Origin of the sequence: Nocardia macrotermitis (assembly GCF_009604405.1) — a bacterium.
Lineage (GTDB): Bacteria > Actinomycetota > Actinomycetes > Mycobacteriales > Mycobacteriaceae > Nocardia > Nocardia macrotermitis.
Map to the genome: position 1 here is coordinate 227,445 of NZ_WEGK01000006.1, position 19,833 is coordinate 247,277.

General features: G+C 64.8%; 12 protein-coding genes and 1 pseudogene. 7 read left to right on the forward strand and 6 right to left on the reverse strand.

Annotation, left to right across the window (positions count from 1 at the left end):
- Positions 1–36 precede the first annotated feature (36 nt).
- A pseudogene (locus NRB20_RS39600) lies at positions 37–258 on the forward strand (acyl carrier protein); the annotation flags it as partial.
- Here NRB20_RS39600 and NRB20_RS16360 read toward each other — a convergent pair.
- A complete protein-coding gene (locus NRB20_RS16360; RefSeq protein WP_153410987.1) occupies positions 255–1,406 on the reverse strand; it encodes a hypothetical protein in 1,152 nt (383 codons plus the stop codon). The pseudogene NRB20_RS39600 and the gene NRB20_RS16360 sit on opposite strands and share 4 nt — an antisense overlap.
- 319 nt (positions 1,407–1,725) lie before the next feature.
- A complete protein-coding gene (locus tag NRB20_RS16365) occupies positions 1,726–2,976 on the reverse strand; it encodes a sensor domain-containing diguanylate cyclase (RefSeq protein WP_194289884.1) in 1,251 nt (416 codons plus the stop codon).
- A 1,075-nt stretch (positions 2,977–4,051) separates the two neighbouring features.
- On the opposite strand from NRB20_RS16365, the gene NRB20_RS16370 reads away from it, so the two are divergent.
- Positions 4,052–5,314, forward strand: a complete 1,263-nt coding sequence (locus tag NRB20_RS16370) for an ATP-binding protein (RefSeq protein ID WP_319944994.1) — start codon at positions 4,052–4,054, stop codon at positions 5,312–5,314.
- A 165-nt stretch (positions 5,315–5,479) separates the two neighbouring features.
- Complete coding sequence (locus tag NRB20_RS16375) at positions 5,480–6,913, forward strand: ATP-binding protein (protein WP_319944995.1); 1,434 nt, start codon at positions 5,480–5,482, stop codon at positions 6,911–6,913.
- A 173-nt stretch (positions 6,914–7,086) separates the two neighbouring features.
- On the opposite strand, the gene NRB20_RS16380 is transcribed toward NRB20_RS16375, so the two are convergent.
- The 4 genes from NRB20_RS16380 to NRB20_RS16395 form a co-directional block, all read right to left on the reverse strand.
- The gene (locus tag NRB20_RS16380) at positions 7,087–7,257 is read right to left on the reverse strand and encodes a hypothetical protein (protein ID WP_153410990.1); all 171 of its coding nucleotides are present in this window, start codon (positions 7,255–7,257) and stop codon (positions 7,087–7,089) included.
- A gap of 58 nt (positions 7,258–7,315) precedes the next feature.
- Positions 7,316–7,747, reverse strand: a complete 432-nt coding sequence (locus tag NRB20_RS16385) for a 3'-5' exonuclease (RefSeq protein WP_153410991.1) — start codon at positions 7,745–7,747, stop codon at positions 7,316–7,318.
- Positions 7,723–9,213 (reverse strand): ATP-dependent helicase, encoded by a 1,491-nt coding sequence (locus NRB20_RS16390; RefSeq protein ID WP_194289885.1) that lies wholly within the window; start codon positions 9,211–9,213, stop codon positions 7,723–7,725. Before NRB20_RS16390 ends, NRB20_RS16385 begins: the two co-directional genes overlap by 25 nt.
- Positions 9,214–9,470: 257 nt before the next feature.
- Positions 9,471–11,144: a DUF6119 family protein gene (locus NRB20_RS16395; protein ID WP_153410993.1), complete on the reverse strand. Its 1,674-nt coding sequence runs from the start codon at positions 11,142–11,144 to the stop codon at positions 9,471–9,473.
- A 238-nt stretch (positions 11,145–11,382) separates the two neighbouring features.
- Between NRB20_RS16395 and NRB20_RS16400 the strand changes: the two genes are divergently transcribed.
- The 4 genes from NRB20_RS16400 to NRB20_RS16415 are packed head-to-tail and all read left to right on the forward strand — an operon-like array spanning position 11,383 to position 19,752.
- The gene (locus tag NRB20_RS16400; protein ID WP_194289886.1) at positions 11,383–13,347 is read left to right on the forward strand and encodes an N-6 DNA methylase; all 1,965 of its coding nucleotides are present in this window, start codon (positions 11,383–11,385) and stop codon (positions 13,345–13,347) included.
- Positions 13,344–15,332: a type I restriction-modification system subunit M gene (locus NRB20_RS16405; protein ID WP_319944996.1), complete on the forward strand. Its 1,989-nt coding sequence runs from the start codon at positions 13,344–13,346 to the stop codon at positions 15,330–15,332. The genes NRB20_RS16400 and NRB20_RS16405 overlap by 4 nt, the downstream gene beginning before the upstream one ends.
- A gap of 5 nt (positions 15,333–15,337) precedes the next feature.
- Positions 15,338–16,567, forward strand: a complete 1,230-nt coding sequence (locus tag NRB20_RS16410; protein WP_227833602.1) for a restriction endonuclease subunit S — start codon at positions 15,338–15,340, stop codon at positions 16,565–16,567.
- A gap of 5 nt (positions 16,568–16,572) precedes the next feature.
- Positions 16,573–19,752, forward strand: coding sequence for a type I restriction endonuclease subunit R (locus NRB20_RS16415; RefSeq protein ID WP_153410996.1), 3,180 nt, complete (start codon positions 16,573–16,575; stop codon positions 19,750–19,752).
- Positions 19,753–19,833 lie beyond the last annotated feature (81 nt).

A 19,833-nucleotide genomic window follows, 5' to 3' on the forward strand; every position in this document is an offset into this window, starting at 1 on the left:
CAACGCACCGAGCTGATCACGATCATCCGCACGAAAGCCGCTGTCGTGCTCGGCTTCGCGGGTCCGGACGATATCGACCCGGACTATCCGTTCGAGGATCTGGGCCTGGATTCCATGGGCGCGGTCGAGTTGCAGAACAGCCTCGGCGCGGTGCTCGGACAGCCGCTGCCGCCGGGATTGGTCTTCGACTACCCGACGACCACCGAACTGGCCGATCACCTGATGGAGGAGTTGTCGATCGAGGTGAATCCGGGCTAGCGGGAGTCGCCCGACTCGTGCAGCCGCGTCGCCTCCAGCCGGGCCGCGACGTCCACGGTGCGTAGCGACGGATCGGCCAGGTGCCTGCTCACCGCCGCCGACACCTGCGCCGCGATCCGCCGACGCATACTGCCGAGCACGCCGATCGTGCGCGCCCGCAATCCGTCGGCCTGCAACCGGACGTCGATCTGCGAGGCGTCCGGCTGCTCCACATCGATCACGATGAGCAGCGGCGCGGCCGTGCGCGTCACCAGGACCAGCGGAATCTCGACCTCGGCGTGATAGTGATCGGATTTGCGCACGTCCACGACCACATCCAGGGTGACGGGGACGACCATGTCGAATGTGACCGTGTCCGCGCCGGTGCGCTCGGTCACCCGGGGTAGGCGGATGACGCCGCGTGCGGTCACCTCGGCCGCGTCGCGCGGTCCGGCACGCTGCGATTCGACGTCGATGACCCGCCCAGACAGGCTCTCGGCCACCGCGCGCACCCGCGCCGGCGTCACCATGCGCGGCAGGAAACGACGTCCGAACTCCGCGTAGTCGATCCAGTCGAACCGCGCGAGATCCCCGGGTGCGGCGACCTCGCCCGCCGAGATCGCCTCGACGTCGAATATCCGCGCCCGCCGCGCCTCCGGTTCGGACAGCATGGCGTTGAGCCGGTCGGCGACCTCTTTGCGGATCATCTTCGCCGTCGGTTCGAGCAGTACCCGCGCCTCGGCGTCGACGGCCTCGGCCCGGATGACCGGCGGGCTGACCGCGCGCTTGGTGATCGGCGGAATATCGATGACCACCAGCAGCGGATCGGCGGTGCGCGCGTGCAGAGTCAGATCGATATCGACCGCCGCGGCGAGCTTCAGTTCCCGCCCGCCGAGCGTGACCGTCAGCTCCAGTCGCACCGGAATGCGTACGGCGAAAACGACTTCCGAGCCCGCGCGGGCGATCGTCGGGGCACCGCTATCGCCCCGCACGGTGACGCGCGCGAGCTTGCCGGGCCCGACCGCGAACGGCCCCAGCTCGAACGGCCCCGCCAGACCGGACACGGCCGCGTCGATCCGTGCCGGGGTCACCGCATGCGCGACGAACCGTTCACCGAACTCCGCGTAGGAGATCCGAGCGGGCAACTCGACTTCACTGGCCTGTCGCATGAACTCCCCGGAATCTCGTGGTGTCGGACGGCACGCTCCCGCCCCGGGTATCGAACGTCAAATCTACCGATGAACCGCCAACCCGGCCAAACCTCCCCGCCGCGGCTCGTAGACCGTTTCGACTTACTTGGGGGACAACGGGTTTCCGGCGTCTCATGCTTTGGCGACTTTCGCGCTCCGGCGACACTCGGCTTGGATGAGTTCCGTGCTCCGGTGGGTCCTGTGCTCCGGTGGGTTTCGTGCTCCGGCGAATCCCGGCATCGCTGAACTCCGAACGGCGACATCATGATTTCCGGCGAATCCCGGATCACCGCGGATCTCAACTGCTGGCCGGGTCGCTGTGGTGCAGCACCCACCGACCGCGCCCGGCGGCCTTCGCGTGGTACAGCCCGGTATCGGCGTCGTCCAGCAGCTTCTCGGCATTCGCGCCGATCACCGAGGTGACCACCGCGCCGATACTGCCCGACAGCGACAGTGGATCGCCGAGTCCGACCGGAATCGGGTCCCGCAGCGTCGCGAGCATGGTCTCGGCGGCGGCGTGGGCGGCGTCGTCGTCGCAGGGCGGTGCGAGCAGCGCGACGAATTCGTCGCCGCCGATGCGGGCCAGCGTCACTCGCGACGAGGTCAGGGCCGCGTCGAGGCGGTGCCCGATCTCGGCCAGCACGCTGTCTCCGGTGCGGTGGCCGTAGCGGTCGTTGATGAGTTTGAACTCGTCGAGATCCAGGAAGCACAGACCGATCCGGTCGGTGGAGTCGGCCGCCGAGACGATCGCCTCCAACCGTTCGAGCAGGCAGTGCCGGTTCGCCAGCCCGGTCAGCGGATCGTGCCGGGCCTGCCACGCCAGTTTCTCCTGGATGGCCCGTCGCTCGGTGATGTCCTCCCCGACGGCCAGCAGGCGCAGGTCGCCGCCGCCAGCGCCGCGCACCAGCGTCATCGTCCAGGCACCCCAGCAGACGGTGCCGTCGGGTCGGCGGAAACGCCCCTCGAAACGGACGGTGCCCTGTTTGCGCTGGTACAGGTCGACGACCACCTGACGGAGTCCCTCGCGGTCGTCGGGATGCATCAGGTCCAGGCCGTCCACCCCCGGCAGGTCCTGCTGGTTCATCCCGACCATCCGGGCCGTCGTCGGATTGGCCTCGAGCGTGATGCCGTTGCTGTCGTAGAGCGCGATCGCGACCGCGGCATTGTCGAATACCACCCGAAACCGCTGGTCGGCGGCCTCCTGACTGCGGGCGTGCACCCTGGACAGCTCGGTGGCGTACCCGCGGCCCAGCTCACCCAGCAGCGCGCCGAACCGCTGTGCCCGATCCGATCGCGGCGACCGCTCCAGCAGGCTGGCCAGCGCCGCGGCGGTCGGCCCCATCATGCCGGGGCTGGTCAGATTGGCCCGCACCATCTCGCCCCCGATGCGGTACGCGGTCGCCGGATCGAACGCCTCGGCCGACAACGCGGCCTCCAACTCGGCCAGCCACCGCGCGGTCGACCGCCGAATATCACCCGACGCACCACCACATTCGATCAGCGCCGCCGACCAGTCCCGCACCGTGTCGGCAACCTCGCACCCGTTCATCCACGAGGACCTTCCTCCATCGCCGACCCATCCAGGCCCAGCACCGTCACCCCTCCGATAGCTACCACCCAGCATACGAAAGAACCCCTGCGCCCGTGCCGATCCCGACCAACCAGCCGCCCCCCGTGGAACTTGTCACCTGACCGGTTCGGAATACCCGGGAATATGCGCGAAATGTCCGGTGTAGCAACGTGATCGGATAGCCGCGCCACTCGATTGCCGTCCCGGGCCACCGACCCCGACCGAACTCCGCGCCCGTCCACCCGGGTTGCCGCCGCCGCTCGAGCGAATTCGTTGTCGCCGACAGGAACTCGTCCGCGATCGACACCCGCGACGCGTCCGGCACTCGCGACGCGTCCGGCACTCGCGACGCGTCCGGCATCCGCGACGCGTCCGGCACTCGCGAGGCATCCGGCATGGGTTCGCGAGTGGTTGAACGTGAAGCTGCATGCATCCGATTGGATCAGAGCCTGCCGACCGCTACGTCGACCGGTCGCGCCTCCGCTGGTCGCGCCTCCGCTGGTTGCGTCTCTGCCGGTTGCGTCTCCGCCGGTTGCGTCTCCGCTGGTCGCGTCTCCGCTGGTCGCGTCTCCGCTGGTCGCGTCTCCGCCGGTTGCGTCTCTGCCGTCGTGTCGACGATCACCAGCAGCAGCCCGGCCCAGAACACCGGGCCGAAAAGGTGTGGCAGCCGCACACGTTCGGCCTGCGATCAGATCAAGCGCGCTCGGGACCTGTCGACATGCGGCATTGTCGGCAGCGCCGAGTAGCTCGCTTGCGCAGTGACTCGAGTCGTATGGATCGCGTCCGGTCTGGGTGGAGTCCCTGTCGGACGGTCCAGACGCAGTGGCAATGCATCCAAATTTGATAGTATTGCGATTAATAGTATCAAGATTGATCGTATTGACGCGGAGGGGTGGGTCACGTGGACGGCTTCATCGGCCGAGAGCGTGAACTCGAATTGCTGCAACGGTCGGTTCAACGGGTCGTGGCGGGCGGCCGAGCGGGTCGACCGGGCCGCGCGATACTGATGCGAGGGCGTCGGCGAGTCGGCAAATCGCGTCTCGCCGAGGAGTTCGTGGAACGCTCCGACCTGCCATTTCTCTACTTCACCGCCTCGGCGCAACGATCGGCCGCACTGGATCTGCGGTTGTTCGTGGAGTCCGGCGAGGCCTCGTCGTTGCCGGGGGCGGATCGGTTCGCCGGGCAGCACCCGAGGGACTGGAATGCGGCACTGACGTTGCTCGCGTCGGCGTTGCCCGAGGACCGGCCCAGCGTCGTCGTCATCGACGAGATGCCCTATCTGATCGGCAACGATCCGGGTTTCGAGGGCAGTCTGCAGAAGGTGTTCGATCGGGAGTTGTCGCGCAAGCCGGTGCTGCTGCTGTGTATCGGGTCGGACCTGGCGATGATGGAAGCCCTCAACGCGTACGGCCGGCCGTTCCATCAGCGCGCGAGCGAAATGGTCGTTCCGCCGCTGAATCCCGCTGCGGTCGCGGAGATGTTGGGGCTGCCCGCCGCCGAGGCGTTCGACGCCTTTCTGGTATCCGGTGGTCTGCCGCTGATTCTGGACGAATGGCCGCATGCCGCCACACCGGCGGAATATCTGGCCGACGTGGTCGCGGATCCGACCTCGGCCCTGCTGATCAGCGGCGAACGCGCACTGGCCGCGGAATTCCCCGAAGACGCGCAGGCCCGGCGGGTGCTGGGCGCGATCGGGGCGGGAGAACGCTCGCACGCCCTGATCGGCAGAGCGGCGGATCTCTCGGCGGCCAGCCTCGGCCGGGCACTGCGATTGCTGACCGACAAGCGCATCGTCGAGGCGCTGACCCCGCTGTCGACACAGCCCTCCCGCGAGACCCGCTACATCGTCGCCGATCCCCACCTCCGGTTCTGGCTCGCCTTCCTCGGCCCCTACCTGCCCGAAATCGAAAGAGGGCGTGGCGATCTCACGCTCGCACGCATCGAGCGCGGCTGGACCTCCTGGCGTGGTCGCGCGGTGGAATCCATTGTCCGCGAATCACTTCGGCGACTACCCGAACTGCTCCCCGACAACACCAACGCCATCGGCGGCTACTGGACCCGCGCCAACGATCCGGAAATCGACATCGTTTGCGCGGACCGAGACCCCATCGCGAAGAAGATCACCGCGGTCGGTTCGATCAAATGGCTCGAGAAGCGCCAGTTCGACAGCCACGACCTCACCCGCCTGTACATGCACCGCTCACGGCTGCCCGGTGCGGACGACGACACCCGGATGCTGGTCGTTTCCAGAGCGGGCATCAGCGTCCCGGGCGTCACCGGCTTCACCCCGGACGATCTCCTCGCCGCCTGGCGCTGAGCTGTCGAGAAACGCGAACGCGCTACGGATTCACCGATCGGCTGCATCGGCGGTATGCGGAGCGGTTGCCGAATGGGTGATTCAAGTCACATAGATCTGATCTTACATAGATTGGATCTATGTAAGATGCGATCTATCTAATCTCTGTTGAAGGTGGGTGGCCGAGTGGAATTCACAGGGCGTGCGGCGGATCTCGACCTGTTGGGGAGGCAGTTGAACCTGGTGACGGATGCGGCCGGTGCGACGCGCGGGCGTGCGGTGATCGTGACCGGTCGGCGGCGGGTGGGCAAGTCGCGTCTGGTGCAGGAGCTCTGTGATCGCTCCGGTCTTCCATACCTCGTCTTCCAGGCGACGTGGGGGCGTAACTCTGCTGCGGAACGAGCGGATTTCGTTGCTGCTCTTGCGCATTCGCCATTGCGGGGCGCGGAACTCGTCGCGGGAATATCGGCTGCAGATTGGAGTCAGGCACTGCGGACATTGGCCGTCGCGTTACCGGACGATGCCGCGAGCATCGTCGTGGTCGACGAGGTGCCTTGGCTGGTGGAACAGGACTCCGAATTCGAAGGCGCGCTCCAGACGGTGTGGGATCGGTACCTGTCGGCCAAGCCGGTGCTGCTGGTGTTGGTGGGTAGCGACATCTCGGTGATGGAGGCGTTGCAGTCGCACGGTCGACCCTTCTTCGGGCGGGCCACGAAGATGACCGTCCAGCCACTGCATCTGGCGGATGTGCAGGCCATGACCGGCCTGTCCGCGGCCGAGTCGATGGACGCGCTGCTGATCACCGGCGGTTTTCCGGAGATCGTTCAGTCCTGGCGTCCCGGCATGAGTCGGAAGGATTTTCTGAGTGACGCCACGGCGAATCCGTTGTCGCCGCTGCTGGTCGCGGGCGAGCTTTCGATGCTCGGCGAATTCCCCGAGACGTCACGTTCCCGGGCCGTGCTGCAAGCGATCGGCAGTGGTGAACGCACCTACGGTGCGATCGCCGCCGCTGCGGGCAGCACCGGCGCGCTATCGGCCGGGACGCTGACGCCGCTGCTGAATACGTTGCAGGCCAAGCGAATCGTGGCCGCGGATGTGCCGTTGTCCACGAAGCCCGACAACAAGAACAAGCGATACCGCATCGCCGACTCGTACCTCCGGTTCTGGCTGGCCTTTCTCGAGCGTGGAATTCCGCTCATCGAACGGGGCCGGGGTGATCTGGCGCTGGAGCGGATCGAACGCTCGTGGACAACCTGGCGCGGTCGCGCGGTGGAACCGGTGATCCGGGATTCGGTGCTGCGTTTGCTACCCGATGCCCACTGGCCGGAGGTCGAGGCGGTGGGTGGCTGGTGGAATCGGCAGAACAACCCCGAACTCGACCTGATCGGCGCCGACCGCCAACCTGTCGCGGGGTCGGTGCATTTCGTCGGATCGATCAAATGGCTCGAGGATCGGCCATTCGACCGCCACGACTACGACAGCCTCGCACGCGCCGTACTTGCCGTCCCCGGCACACAGCACGACATCGCGTTGGTGGCGGTCTCGCGGTCCGGGGTGGATGGCGGTCTGCCGCTTGCGGCTAGTTGGGGGCCGGAAGAGCTGTTGCGCGCGTGGCAGTAACGGCGAAGGCGCGAACCGGAGCGGTTCGCGCATTCGGGGCGGGGTCCCCGACGTCCCAGCATACGAACCGCGAAATCCTGGTCGACGGGCAGCAGATCATGATCCGGGCGGTTGGGGCGGTGGTGCGGTAGGCGGGCTGTCCGATACCGGTCTTCGGTGTGGGACAGCCCGCCTTATCCCGTATCAGTTGGGCTGTCCGGCCACGGGGTATCGATCGCCGCGCCGTCCACGGCGGAGAATCCGATGAGGCCGATCAGCAGCACGCGTTTGCGTCCGACGTAGTCGGCGATCCTGCCGCCGAGCAGGCCCAGGCCCGCGAACGGCAGGGTGCAGGCAACGATCACCGATAGTGCCGTGGCGGCCCCCGCGGGGCGCCACTTCCGGACCAGGTCTCGTAGGCGACTATAACTTGCTCAGGTCCCGATCGGCGAGGCTCCACGTCTTGACGCCGTAGGAACCACCGAAATCGACCTTCATCTCGGTCGTGCCGACCTCGGTCACCCTGCCCATGCCGAAGGCCGTGCTGAGCACCCGGTCACCGATCGAGTACGCACTTCGCGTCCGCGCCATTGCGGTCGTCGAAAGATTCTTGCGTGGAACGATCTGGTTCAGGAACCGGGAAGGTTCGTTGTTGTGCCCCTTGTCGCTGTGTGAGGCACAGGAGAGTTCCAGCTGCTCCCTGGCCCGGGTCAGGGCGACGTAGAGCAGGCGGCGTTCCTCCTCGATCTCTTCGGGCAAAGTTGCATGAACGATCGGCAAGAAGCCTTCCGTGAGCCCCGGAAGCAGAACGGCGTCCCATTCCAGGCCTTTCACTTTGTGCATGGTGGCCAGCACGACTCCGCCGCTGCCGCGCGGAGTGTGCTCGGCGTCCGCCCGGCGTTGTAGTTCCGCAACGAGAACTCCCACCGTTCCGCGCACGTCGTCCGGCAACCCATCGACGAGCCGCAACAGCGCTCCCAACGCGTCCCACTGTGCCCGCGCGGCACCCACTCCGATCGGCGGAACGCCGGGATCAAAACCGTGCCGTCGAGAACCGTACGCAGCCCGGCCGAACCGACAGTTTGCGGCGATCGTCCAGCGAGATCGGCCAGTGCGCCCATCGCCTTGCGGATTTCTGGTCGTTCGAAGAACTTGTCGTCGTTGAAGGCCTCGGTGACAACTCCCGCATCCTGCAGCGCGGTCCGGTAGGACAAAACTTGGGTATTTGTCCGGACCAGGACAGCGATCTCGGATGCTGTCACGCCTTCGGCGATAAGTTCGTTGACCCGTTCCGCAAGCGCGGTCGCTTCGGCTGCCTCAGTATCGAAGGTGTGCCAGACCGGCTCGGGACCGGCTGGACGCTGTCCCCGGAGCGTTACGTCAGCCGAAGCCTGTGCCATGAGCCGGTTGGCGGTGCCCACAATCTGCGGTGTGGACCGGTAGTCCCGGTTCAGCGAAACACTCACCGTGCCGGGATGGCGGTCGGCAAACCCGACGAGCAAGGAAGGGTCGGCTCCCTTGAACGAGTAGATCGCCTGGTTGGGGTCACCGACGACAGTTACGTTGTCCCCAGGCCCGAGCCACGCGGTCAGCAGCCGCTCTTGCGCGGGATCGGTGTCCTGATACTCGTCCACCACGAAGCATCGATACCGCTGTCGAACCTGCTGTGCCACGTCATCGTTCTGTTCGAGGAGAAGCGCGCACTGCTCGATCGTGTCGCTGAAATCCAGCACACCATTGGATCGTTTCAGGTGTCCATACCGCTCAAACGCGGCTGCTAGTGCATCGGGGGGCAGGTTTCGCCGCCGCCCGGCCTTTTCTGCGGCCGCCGCGTACCCGGATGGGATGATGCGGCACGTCCGAGCCCATTCGACTTCGGCCTCGAGGTCACGGACATCCGTAGACCCGGCGGATGGCGCCACAGCCCTCAACGCAGTGCGAAGGAGTTCGCGCTGACCACCGGAGACATCATGGATCATCCTCAGTTGATCTCCGGGCAGACCGGTTTTCACCCAAAAGTGGCGCAACTGGGCCATCGCCGCGCTGTGGAAAGTTCGAGCCTGCACGGACACTCCCAGCGACCGGATGCGATCCCGCAGCTCGCCCGCCGCCTGATTCGAGTGGGTCACCGCCAGGACCTCAGTCGGACCAACCTGCCTGGTCACAGCCAGATATGCAATCCTGCGGGTTATTGTTCGCGTCTTTCCAGTACCGGCACCTGCCAGGATGCACACGGGCCCAGGTGGCGCCAAGACCGCCGCGCGTTGCTCCGGATCCAGCCCGTCGAGGATCTGCTCCCGCCGCTGAACAGCATCGGTCATGTGAACCTTCCTCAGTCCCTCGCGCTGTGCCGCCTTCGTCGAATCAAGACGATACGACGCAGCCATGTCGTCTAGGCCCAGGGATCGAGCACTCCTCTGGCTGACCGACGCCGACATAGCAATCCCGGACCTCGCTGATGTGCCGGAACCCATCGAGCCGATGCTGGCCTTCGACCCAACGGCCCAGCCGAAGGCCGAGGGAACTGCGCCTTCGTTGACCGTGGCGTTCGGGTCAGCCTATCGATACAGACATCACATCAGCTGCGGCGGATCGGCAGGACCGTCACGTCCGCGTTGCAAGCGGTCAGCTCGCGCAGCGCCTTGACGAGCGAGATCTGGGCGAATGCGAAGAGCGAATCGACGGTGATATCGATCCCGTCCTTGAGCAGGATCGCGAACACGACCTTCAGGGTGCCCATGTCGCTGAGCATCGGGTGGTCGGGTGTATTCAGGCGCACCTGGTCCAGGAATCGGGTCCGTACTTCCTTGTCGAGACGCAAGGTCGTCACGGCTACGACGGCCTGGGCGAACAGATGGTTGAGTGCGGCAGTGGAGGCGGCCTTCTTGACGCAGATCAGCTCGCCGTCGGGGCCGAGAACGTCGCAGATCTCCAGGCCGCCGCCCCGATACTTCGCGGTGACCACGGTCTTCTTGTCGAACAATTGGTATCCGGGTTTCTTGGCCACTTCCCTGTTGAACCAGCCCTCGTCGTGGACGTGGTCGTCGTCCTCGGTCTTCGTCCACGCCGGCACCGCGACGCGGGCGATCTTGGCCAGCAACGCTTCCAGTAGTTCACGCAGTGTGGCGAGGTATCCGGCGCCGATCTCGTGCCAGCGTCCCTGGCGGTAGAAGTATCGGCTCCCATCGGCGGTGTCGACTTCCGCGACGAGCCAATCGGTTCCGTGGGTGTCGGTCTCGAGTGCGGAGCCCTCGTTGTCGTCGGTATACATGACGATCTCCAGGCGGCGCAGGTATTCCAGGCGCCGCCCCGTCGGCTTGCCTTGCACGAAGGCCAGCAAGGAAGGCAGATCCAGTTCCTCAACGTCGAGACTCCGACGTCCGAGGGCCAGCCGAAACCGCTGTGCGGCACCGAATTCGTCCAGCACCGAGTCCGGAATGCCGATGGTGAGTCGATCGCGGTCATCGCCGGCCAGGAGCTTCTCGAGGGCGGCATCGGCCGCCAGTGCGGCAGGACTACGCTTGTGCAGCGCGCGGATTCGCTCGATGAATGTGAGATCGCCCAGCGGATCCTCACGCGCACAGACCTTTTCGATCTGCTCCAGATCCGACAGGAACTCCTGCGGTGAGGTGGCCAGCGGAAGCTTGATCGACGATCCCGAGCATTCCACCCGTACCCGGCATTTCGTGCCGGTCCGAGCGCTGAGCGCCAGGTCGGTGGTACCGCAGATCCGGCGCACCAGCGAGCTGAACCGGTCGACCCCGAATCCGTCGATGTCGCTTCCCCGAGCCATCGTGTATTCGTCGACACGACCACGGCGATCCATGATCTCGTTGCGGATCACCGTGATAGCGCCCGGATCGAGCGCGCGGACCGCGAATGTCAGGCCGAAATCGTCGTCGCGATAGGCGGTGTCGAGCATGTGGTGGCCGAGCCCGTAGGTGAGGGCATAGAGGCCGTGCGCGGTCCGGGTGAGCACCACGCCTCCGGTGAGCCGGGTCGGCTCCATGATCGGCAGCCCGGTCAGGCGTTCGGGGGCGCTACACCAGTCGGCGCGGTCAACCGGCGTCCCGCCGTGCGCGAGCACGCCGCTCAGGCCGTCGTTGTCGAACTCCCGGATTTGATAATCGGAGTCCTGGCGGTATCTCTCGCGCAGGAAGATCCGCGGGTCGACGGTGCCGTCGACGGGTTCGATCAGACGGTGCAGCGTCGTCCAGCGTGTATGGCTCCGGTCGGCGGTGGTGGGGGTCATCGGCTTCTCCTGAGGGGTGAGTCAGAGGCTTCTTCTCTGACCGGCTGCGGCCGTGCGTATGGGATGCGGCCTTCATGGTGGTCACCGCATCGCTCGCTTGTCGCTGTAGTGACAACTTGAGCATGGCATGTACTGAAAATATTCACAAGCGTAAATCTAGAACTTGACGTTTACGTGCCAGTAGTCAAGGATGGTCTTTGTACACGAGAGGGGTGACATGGTGAAACTGGTTCCACCCATGACGGCCACAGAGATCTCCAAGCTGGCAGGCGTGACCCGCGCAACGGTGAGCAATTGGCGTCGTCGACACGAGGACTTTCCGCAGCCTGTGGGCGGCACCGAAGCCCGGCCCGTGTTCGACCGGAACGAGGTGCAGTCGTGGTTGTCGTCGCGGGGCACCGATATTTCCGAGTCACCGCTGAGCCGTCTGCGTACAGCGGTCCGGTCATCGCTCACAGCCGACGAGTCCGTGGAGGTTGCGAAGCTGCTGGTACACCCGGCCGGTTCCACGTCGCCCGATCAGGCGAGCGATGCCGTGTCCCGGATTCTGAAGGCTGCGCGTGCGATCGTGCCATCGGAAGGGCTTGCGGCCGTGGCCGACGTGCTGACCGAGTCGGCCCTCACCGAACCCGGCACCTACGCGACCGCGGAGCCCGTAGCGGAATTGATGGTGACCCTGGCCGCAGCGGGTACGCCCATCGACACGGTGCTGGATCCGGCCTGCGGTAGCGGCTACCTGTTGCTGGCTGCAGCCAGGGAAGGGGCGACCGGCTTATTCGGTCAGGACGTGCTTGCTGTGCAGGCCACGCGGGCCCGACTGCTGATCGGCGCCGAAATTGAGAAACAACCGGAGATCGAGGTCGGCGACAGCTTGCTCGCGGATGCCTTCGCCGGCAAGGGCTTCGACGTGGTGCTGTGTGATCCGCCCGGCTCCGGGGCGGCCCCGAGCGAGGACGACCTCGCGCTCGGGGATCCCCGCTTGGCGTACGGAATTCCCCCCAAGAGCGAAGCGGAACTGGCGTGGGCGCTGCAATCACTGGTTCACGCCCGGATCGGCGGCTACGCGGTGCTGTTGCTGTCACCCGGTGCGGCATCACGTCCCACAGGCAGGCGCATTCGGAGCGCACTGTTGCGGGCCGGCGCGGTGCGCGCCGTTATCGCGTTACCGCAGCGGGTTGCGCAACCGTGGGCGTTCAGCCTGCATCTATGGGTGCTACAAGGGCCTGATCCCTCGACCCGGCCCGGGCACACGGTGCTGTTCATCGATACGGAGTCGCTCGGGGCCGACGGGGCCGTGGATTGGCCTACGGTCGAAGAGACCATCACGACCGCATGGCGAAGCTTCCTGCGGCCACGGTCGCGGCCGATCGCCGTGCCGGGGCTGGTCGCCGAGGTGGATGTGATCGGACTGCTCGACGACACGGTGAACCTGGCACCGTCGGCCTGGATGAGTTCATCGCTGGATCCGGAGACGATGGCGGGTGAAGCGACGGCCGCGCTGTCCGATCTCGAATCGACGGTGGCAGAGCTGGCCGCCGCGGTGACGGCAGTCGACACGTTCGAACCGGCGGTCACGGACTGGCGGACCGCTACTGTCCTGGAACTGGTCAATGGTGGTGCGCTGCACTGGTTCCCGCCGGGAACAACCGGGGTGGACTCCGGCGGTGACCATGCTGTGTGGCGCACGATCGAGCACCGCGACATTGCGCGCGGCACCGGCCCGTCCGGCACTGTACGGCTCGATAACCCAGACAGTCAGCTGATTGTGCAACCCGACGACATCCTGCTGGCGCCGCTACCGAAAAGCAGCACACATACGGACCTGCGCCTCAAGGTCGCGGGGCCCGACGATGTTGGGGCGCTCCCGGGCCGTGGCGTTGCCATTCTCAGAGCCGTGCCGGACCGGACGGATCCGTGGTTCCTTGCCGCCTTCGTCGCCGAGGGTGACGGATTGCCCACCGGAACCACCAGTTGGATTCGCGGCGACCGGCTCCGAACTCGAATACCGTTGCTGGCCATGGCGCAACAGCGACGGTGCGGCGCGGCCTATCGCCGGATTTATGAGGTTCACCTGGCCTCGGCACGGGTGACGGCGGAGGTCCGCAAGGCCACCGACCTGCTTACCGGCGGCCTGACCGCCGGCGTACTGGTCCCGGCCGCCGACGACACGAACGACAACAACTTTCGAGGAGGTAATGCGTGAACACCGGCAAACACAGCGAGCTGGCCAACCATGCATGGAAGGTCGCCGACCTGCTGCGCGGCGACTACAAGCAGTCCGATTACGGCAAGGTTATTCTGCCGTTCACGGTGCTGCGGCGGCTCGAATGTGTGCTGGCCCCGACGCGGGACGCGGTGGTGGCGCGCAACGCGGCGCTGAAAGATCTCAACGTCGACAAGCGCGAGTTGCTGTGTCAGGCCGCCGAGGCGAGGTTCTACAACACCACCGATCTGACATTGAAGAAGATCGCCGACGACGCCAAGCAGGCCCGGGCGAATCTGGAGGCGTACGTAAAAGCGTTCTCCGCGAACGCGTTCGAGGTACTCGAGAAGTACGAATTCACCCAGCAGATCCGCAAGCTCGACGCGGCCGGGTTGCTCTATCAGGTGTTATCAAGGTTCGCTGACCTCGATATGCGGCCGGAGGTGGTATCGAACCATCAGATGGGCTACATCTTCGAGGATCTGATCCGGCGTTTCTCGGAACAGTCGAACGAGACCGCAGGTGAGCACTTCACACCCCGTGAGGTCATCGAACTGATGGTGAATCTGCTGATCGCACCGGACGCGGACCTGCTGTCACAGGCGGGCAAAGTGCGGCGCATCCTCGATCCGGCCTGCGGTACGGGCGGCATGCTCACCTCCGCCGAGGCACATATCACCGCACTGAATCCCAAGGCGACAGTCGAGTTGAACGGACAGGAGCTGAATCCGGAGTCTTACGCGATCTGCAAGTCCGACTTGATGATCAAGGGCGAGGACGCCGACAACATCGTGCTCGCCAACTCTCTCGGGGACGACGACGGGCACAAGGGCCAGAAGTTCCACTACATGCTCTCCAACCCGCCATTCGGTGTGGAATGGAAGAAGATCAAGGACGACGTCGAATGGGAGGCCGAGCATCTGGGTGACTCCGGCCGGTACGGCGCCGGCCTGCCGCGCATCAACGACGGGTCGCTCCTGTTCCTGCAGCACATGATCTCGAAAATGCGCCCGGTATCCGATGGCGGTAGCCGGATCGCGATCGTCTTCAACGGCTCCCCGCTGTTCACCGGCGCCGCCGAGTCCGGCGAGTCGAACATCCGCCGCTGGATCATCGAGAACGACTGGCTGGAAGCCGTTGTCGCGCTACCGGATCAGCTGTTCTACAACACCGGCATCTCCACGTACTTCTGGATCCTGACCAACCGCAAGTCGCCCGAACACGAGGGCAAGGTGTTGCTGCTGGATGCCCGCGACTACTGGGTGAAGATGCGAAAATCGCTGGGCGACAAGCGCAAGCAGATCAGCGAGAGTCAGATCGAGGAGATCACCCGCCTGTACGGCGACGCGACCGCGATCGCGGCAGATCCGGCGCACCCGTTGCACGGCAAGGTGAAGATCTTCGCCAACGACGACTTCGGTTACCGGCGCATCACCGTCGAACGCCCCCTGAAGCTGCGGTTCGAACTGACCGCAGAGGGCCTGGACAAACTGGCGGGCTCGGCGCCGGTCCGCAAACTATACGGCGATTCCGATGCATTCACCCGCCTGCTCGCCCCGCTGATCGGCCAGACCTGGAAGGCGAAGGCCGACGCCATCAGCGCCCTGCGCGACGCGGTCGTCGCCACCGGCGAAACCTGGCCCAGCGGAACCCCGTTCGCGAAGATCTTCCGCGACGCCGTCGGCTTCCGCGACTCGGACGGCGAAGTGCAGCTGATCAAGGGCGCCCCCGAACCCGACCCGGAGCTGCGTGACTACGAGAACGTTCCGCTCGCCGAAGACGTGAACGAGTACCTGACTCGCGAAGTCCTACCGCACGTCCCCGACGCCTGGATCGATCACGCGAAAACCAAAGTGGGGTACGAGATCCCGTTCACCCGGCACTTCTACGTGTACACGCCACCCCGGCCATTGGCGGAGATCGACGCGGAGTTGAAGGCGTTGGAGGCGGAGATTCAGGAGCTGTTGGGGGAGGTGACGCGGTGACGCTGATGCGGGCAAAGTATCTGTATCAATTGATCGATAGACGTGCGGGATCGGATCAGCCTCCGCTATTGGCAGTCTCAATTCACCACGGGGTTGTTCCACGGGAATCGCTGACCAATGATCTCCCTCGTGCTGAAGATCTGAGCAGCTATAAGTTGTGCAATATCGGTGACATTGTTCTGAACCGAATGCGCGCGTTCCAGGGAGCCATTGGAATCAGTCCTATGCATGGAATTGTCAGCCCTGACTATATAGTGCTTCGCCCGGATGCTGATGTGGATGCTCGATACCTGCATCATCTGTTTCGCTCAAGCTGGTTCGTCGGAGAGATGGTTTCCCGACTGCGGGGTATCGGCAACACGGAGAGTGGAGCGGTTCGGACGCCGAGGATTAATGCCGACGATCTTGGCGACATTGCTGTAGAACTCCCTCCGCTGGAGGAGCAGCGCCGCATCGCCGACTTCCTCGACGTCGAGACCTCCCGAATCGACCGTCTCTGCCGCCTGCAGATCAGCGCGTTTTCTGTGCTTTCAGAACGTGAGTCGGCTCTGAGGGATCTGGCGATCGACGAGCTGTTGAATTCTGCGCCACCGGTAGAACTTCGCCGTTATGTGCGGTCGGTTGATCAAGGCTCAAGCCCACAGTGTGACGCGATACCTGCGGAGATCGGAGAGTGGGGGATTCTTAAGGTCAGCTGTTTGCGTCCCGGGGTCTTCGATCCGACCCAGAATAAACGGATTCCTGACGATCTGGTCGTCGATGCGACTAGCGAGGTCAAGAAGGGTGACCTTCTGATTACCCGTGCCAACACCCCACTGCTCGTCGGGTCGACGGCAGTCGTAGGCGACGTGCGTCCTGGGCTCCTGCTCTCAGACAAGATCTTCCGAGTTCGTCTTGATAGCGGCCTTGATCCAAAATTCGTTGCCGAGGTCGCCGCTGGCAGCCGAATTCGAGCCTTGTGTGGAGCTTCGTCGAACGGTGCATCTCAGTCAATGGCGAACATTCGGTTCGAGGAGGTCAAGGCCTGGCCTATTCCGCAGGTAGGGCTCACCAAACAGCAAGACTTTGTCCGCCGCATGATTCGGGGACGCGAGGAGATTAGTCGTTTAAAATCGGCAATCGACCGCCAACTCGCTCTCCTTGCCGAGCGCCGGCAGGCGCTCATCACCGCCGCCGTGACCGGTCAATTCGATGTCACCACCGCCTCCGGGCGAAATCTAACCCAGGGGGTTTAACATCCATGTCGATCTACGACGAGAACACGTTCCGAGAGGCCATCGTTACCTCGATGGTGGAAGACGGCGGCTGGCGGGAGGGGAATCCGCACGAGTACAACACCCAACTCGGGCTGGATATGGGCGAGCTGCTGGAATTCCTTGGGAGGACGCAACAGCAGGAGTGGGAAGAACTGGTCGCCGCGTACGGCGGTCAGGGTGAGGCGCAGCGGGGGTTCTCGAGGCGGCTCGGACAGGAGTTGGCCAGTAAGGGACTGATCACGGTGTTGCGGAAGGGAGTGAAGGATCAGGGGACGCTGATCCGGCTCGCCTACTTCAAGCCGAACCTGGTCGGTTCCGAGGAGGTGATGGAACGGTATCGAGCCAATCGGCTGACCGTGGTGCGGGAGCTGCTGTGCACCACCAAGCCGACCGCTTCCCGGCCGCGACTGGATCTGACACTGCTGCTCAACGGGATTCCGGTCGCCACCGCCGAGCTGAAGAACCCGCTGACACGGCAGGACGTGGAACGCGCGAAGAAGCAGTACCGGGAGGACCGGGATCCGACCGAGCTGATCTTCAAGCACCGGGTGATCGCCAACTTCGCCGTCGATCCGAATCTGGTGTTCGTCACCACCCAGCTGCGCGGTGCGAAAACGGTGTTCCTGCCGTTCAATACGGGATCGGAAGGCCCGGGTGAAAAGGGGGGCAAGGGCAACCCGCCGGCCAGCGAGCCCGGCAAGCACGCCACAGCCTACCTGTGGGAGCGGGTATGGCAGCGTGACGCCTGGTTGGACCTGCTGGAGCGGTTCGTACACACCGCCGAGCGCAAGGGCCCGGGTGGAAAGGCGGTGCGCTCCACCATTTTCCCGCGTTATCACCAGTGGGATGTGGTGAAGAAGCTGACCGCGCACGCCGCCACCCACGGCGCCGGACACAACTATCTAGTGATGGCGTCCGCGGGTTCTGGGAAGTCGAATACCATCGGCTGGCTGGCGCACCGGCTCAGCGACCTGCACACCGCGCAGCTCGAACAGCTCGACCCCGAGGCTCGTGCCGCGGGATTGAAGCCCGGCATACCGGTCTTCGACAAGATCATCATCATCACGGACCGCCGCAACCTGGACTCCCAGCTCCGCGACACTGTTGGCGGATTCGAACAGGTCCAGGGCCTGCTGGTCCCGATCGACGACAAACATGGCGCCAAGTCGCCGCAGCTCGCCAAGGCCCTCAACTCCGCCTCCGGCAAGATCATCACCGTCACCCTGCACACCTTCCCGGCGCTGCTGGACTATCTGCGCCGCGAACAGATCGCACTGGCGGAGGGGCGGTACGCGATCATCGTCGACGAGGCGCACTCCTCACAATCCGGAGACGCCGCGGCGGATGTGAAGACCGCGCTACGGGACCTCGGTCTGGATGCCGACGACGACGATATCGGAGCCACCGAGATCACCGTCGACGATCGCCTGCGAGCCAAGGCCGCCGCCCGGGGCAGGGCGGACAACATCTCCTATTTCGCGTTCACGGCCACCCCGAAGGCCAAGACACTGGAGAACTTCGGCACTCCCGACCCGGACAGCACCCCGGAGAAACGGAAATACCGTGCGTTCCACACGTATTCGATGCGCCAGGCGATCGAGGAAGGATTCATTCTCGACCCGCTGCGCAACTACGTCACCTTCAAGGCCTACTACCGGCTGGTGAACAACAATGCCGATGACGTGGAGGTGCCAGAAGGCAAGGGCAGCAACCTGCTTGGGCAGACCGCGACCATGCACTCGTCATCGGTGGCCGCGCACGCTCGCGAAATCGTCGAACACTTCGTCGCCCATACCCACGGCCGGATCGGCGGGCGCGCGAAAGCCATGGTGGTCACAGGATCACGGCGCAGCGCCGTCGACATGTGCCGGGCCATCCGGCAATATATCGCCGAGACCGGCTACGGCAAGAGGTTCCCGGATCTCGGTGTGCTGGTGGCATTCTCCGGTTCCATCGAAATCGATGGTGTGGAGACCAGCGAGGTCAAGGAGAACGGTGGCCTCAAGGAGTCCGCGCTGCCCAAAGCATTCGCGTACACCCGGGCCGACGATCGCGCCACTAGGTCCGGTGGTAACGGTCAGCCGGAATACCGGATCCTGGTCGTCGCCGAGAAGTACCAGACCGGCTTCGACGAGCCGCTGCTCACCTCCATGTACGTGAACAAGACGCTGGACGGCATCGCCGCCGTGCAGACCCTGTCCCGGCTCAACCGAACCCGGGACGGCAAAACACAGGGCGACCTGGTGGTGCTCGACTTCGTCAACGACGCCGAGAAGATCCGCGAAGCCTTCGTCCCCTACTACGAGGACGCCTTTACCCTCGCCACCGACCCCAACCTGCTCTACACCGCGCAGGACCGGGTGCGGTCCGCGCCCATCCTGGTTGATCAGGAAATGCAGGAGTTCGCGGCCGCGTATCTGGATGCAGAACAAGCGGCCGCCGGGTCGCCTGCCAAGTGGGCGCAACTGCACGCCGAGCTGTACCGGCACCTCGAGCCCGCCGTCCAACGGTTCCGGGAACTGCTGGAAAGCGACGACGAGCACGAAGCCGAGGTCGCCGAGACCTTCCGCGGCGCCCTGACCGACTACGTGCGCAAATACGCCTTCCTCGCCCAGATCGTGCCTTACCAGGACCCTGACCTGGAGCAGCTCTACTTGTACGGTCGGCATCTGCTCAATAGGTTGCCGCGCCGCGCCGACGGCGGCGTCGACCTCGGCGATATCGACCTGAGCCACCTCCGGCTGGACAAGACCGGCGAATACAACCTCAGCCTTTCCCCGGATGGTGCGCAGGAATTGCCTGGTTTCAGCGATGACGCCGGCGCCGCCAAGGATCCCGAGAAGTCGCTGCTGTCGGCATTGGTCGACCGATTCAACGAACAGCACGGCACAAACTTCGCCGAAGGTGACGTCGCCGCCCAGTTCTACGAAGCGGTCGATGAACCCGCGGTGGAGGACGCCGCCCTCTCCAACAACAAGGAAGATTTCGGCATCGTCTTCGACAAGGTGTTCAAGGACAAGATCGTCAAGCATTTCAACACCCAGACCGATCTCGGCAAGCGCTACTTCCACCCCGACCAGCAGTTCCGCAAGGACCTGGACCGACAGGCGCGCACCGCGGCATATCGGTTGATTCGCCGACGGCACGGGCTGCCGGAACTGTAATCGCCCCTTCCGGTGGCACGTATCCGGGCATGTACGCGATACTTCAAGCCGGACCGGAAGCGGGAAGGGCAAGGGGGACGC